This is a genomic window from Streptomyces anandii JCM 4720 (genome assembly GCF_014650655.1).
In the GTDB taxonomy this organism is placed as follows: Bacteria; Actinomycetota; Actinomycetes; order Streptomycetales; family Streptomycetaceae; genus Streptomyces; species Streptomyces anandii.
In genome coordinates, this window is the sequence record NZ_BMVJ01000018.1 from 42,024 (window position 1) to 44,124 (window position 2,101).

The window sequence follows — 2,101 nt, forward strand, 5'->3', positions numbered from 1 at the left end:
ACCCCCGAAGACTTCAGTGAGCTCATCCACGCATGACGAAGGGGCGGTGTTTCACGTGAAACACCGCCCCTTCGTCATGGCTCACCCAGGTGCTACTTGGCTTCCTTGAGGCAGAGCACCACGTCGTGGCCGCCGCCGCTCTGGACGTAGGAGATCGTCGCGTCGCTGACGCCCTTGCACTTGTTCTCGTCAGTGGAGCCGTCGAACTTCTGGACCACCTTGTACTGGGCCTTGCTGGACGAGCAGTCGACCTCGTTGAGGTCGGCGCTGGTGTCCGTGCCGTCGTTGTGCATGCAGGAGCCGACCGAGGTCGTCTCGGCGTCGGTCTCGCTGGCCCACCAGCCGATGCCGAACTTCACGCCGGCGACGATGATCAGGACGACGATCGATCCGACGATGCGCAGGGCCTTCTTGCTGCCGCGCTTCGCCGGCGCGGGCGGAGGCGGAACCGGCGCGCCCTGCTGCTGCGGGAAGGGGGCGTACGGCTGCTGCGTGACTCCCGGCTGGCCGGGCTGCTGCCCCATCGGAGCGGTGGGCGCCTGGGCGTACGGGTTCTGGCCCTGGGGCGGCGGCGGAGTGGTCACTGGGGGTCCCCCTCGAACATCAGCATGGTGACGCGAACATGGCGTCGAAATAAGACGCACGTAAGCTACAGGCCGCCACTGACAACGCTGTAACCCGTAGGCACTCTGTTTCTTTGATGTGACACTTACCGGCGTTCAAAGCGGGCCATAGCCACCGCAACCGCTCCGTAGATCACGGCGATCGTCACCACGAGTGCGGCCGAGCGGCCGTCCGGCGGCAGCATGAGCGCGGCGACGCCCGCAGCGCCGACGAAGGCGGCGTTGAACAGCACGTCGTAAACGGAAAAGATCCGGCCCCGGAAGCCGTCCTCGACCGCGGACTGCACCACCGTGTCCGTGGCGATCTTCGCGCCCTGGGTGGTCAGCCCCAGGACGAAGGCCGCGACCAGCAGCGGGCCGGTGGCGAAGGGCAGACCGAGGGCGGGCTCCAGCACCGCCGCGGATCCGGCGCACACGACGATCCAGCGGGCGGGCCCCAGTCGCCCGGCCGCCCAGGGCGTCACGACCGCGGCGGCGAAGAAGCCGGCGCCGGAGACGCCCAGCGCCAGCCCGAGCAGGCGCAGTCCCTCCCCGGGGTCCGACGTCAGGCCGTAGCGGCACAGCATCAGCACCATCACGGTCAGCGCGCCGTAGCAGAACCGCATCAGCGTCATCGCGGCCAGCGCCCAGGCGGCCTCACGGCGCGGGGGCGCGGCGAGGTGACGTATGCCCGCCGCCAGTTGGCGGGCGGTGCCGGTCAGGGCCGTACGCAGCCGTGGCCGCGTCAGGGCCCGGTCGGGGCCGAGCAGGCGCGGGGCCATCAGCAGGGAGGTGAGCGCCGCGCACAGGTAGAGGGCGGCTCCGAGCAGGACGACGGCCGCGTCGGAGTCCGCGCCCGCAAGGCGTACGGCGAAGGCGAGGCCGCCGCCCGCGAAGGCGGCCAGGGACCCGGCGGTCGGCGAGAGGGAGTTGGCCATCACCAGCCGCTCGGCGTCGACCACACGCGGCAGTGCGGCGGACAACCCGGACAGGACGAAGCGGTTGACGGCGGTGACGCACAGCGCGGAGACGTAGAACAGCCAGTCCGGGACTGCGGCGGCCATCAGCACGGCGGTGGCGGCCGCCATCACCGCGCGCGCCAGGTTGCCGTGCAGCAGGACCTGGCGGCGCCGCCAGCGGTCCAGCAGGACGCCGGCGAACGGCCCGACGAGGGAGTAGGGCAGGAGCAGCACCGCCATCGCGGAGGCGACAGCGGCGGCCGAGGTCTGCCGTTCCGGGGAGAAGACGACGTAGGTGGCGAGCGCGACCTGGTAGACGCCGTCGGCGCCCTGGGAGAGCAGCCGTACGGCGAGCAGGCGCCGGAAATCCCGGTGGCGCAGCAGGACGCGCAGGTCACGGACGACGGCCATGGGGCACAGCCTCACATACGCCGAGGGTCCCCGGGCAACACCCGGGGACCCTCGACAGCCCTGGCAGGAGCGGGTTTCTCGTCAGCGCTCGACGTCGCCGCGGATGAACTTCTCCACGTTCTCGCGGGC

2 protein-coding genes are annotated in these 2,101 nt (G+C 71.1%); both read right to left on the minus strand.

What is annotated here, in order from left to right:
• Positions 1-92: 92 nt before the first annotated feature.
• A complete protein-coding gene (locus IE249_RS26930) occupies positions 93-584 on the minus strand; it encodes an LppU/SCO3897 family protein (protein WP_189708776.1) in 492 nt (163 codons plus the stop codon).
• Between the two features lie 125 nt (positions 585-709).
• Positions 710-1,972: an MFS transporter gene (locus IE249_RS26935; protein ID WP_189708778.1), complete on the minus strand. Its 1,263-nt coding sequence runs from the start codon at positions 1,970-1,972 to the stop codon at positions 710-712.
• Positions 1,973-2,101 lie beyond the last annotated feature (129 nt).

Bases quoted from the DNA above. Each gene is read 5' to 3' on its own strand.
- IE249_RS26935 (WP_189708778.1), bottom strand. From the start codon at position 1,972: ATGGCCGTCGTCCGTGACCTGCGCGTCCTGCTGCGCCACCGGGATTTC.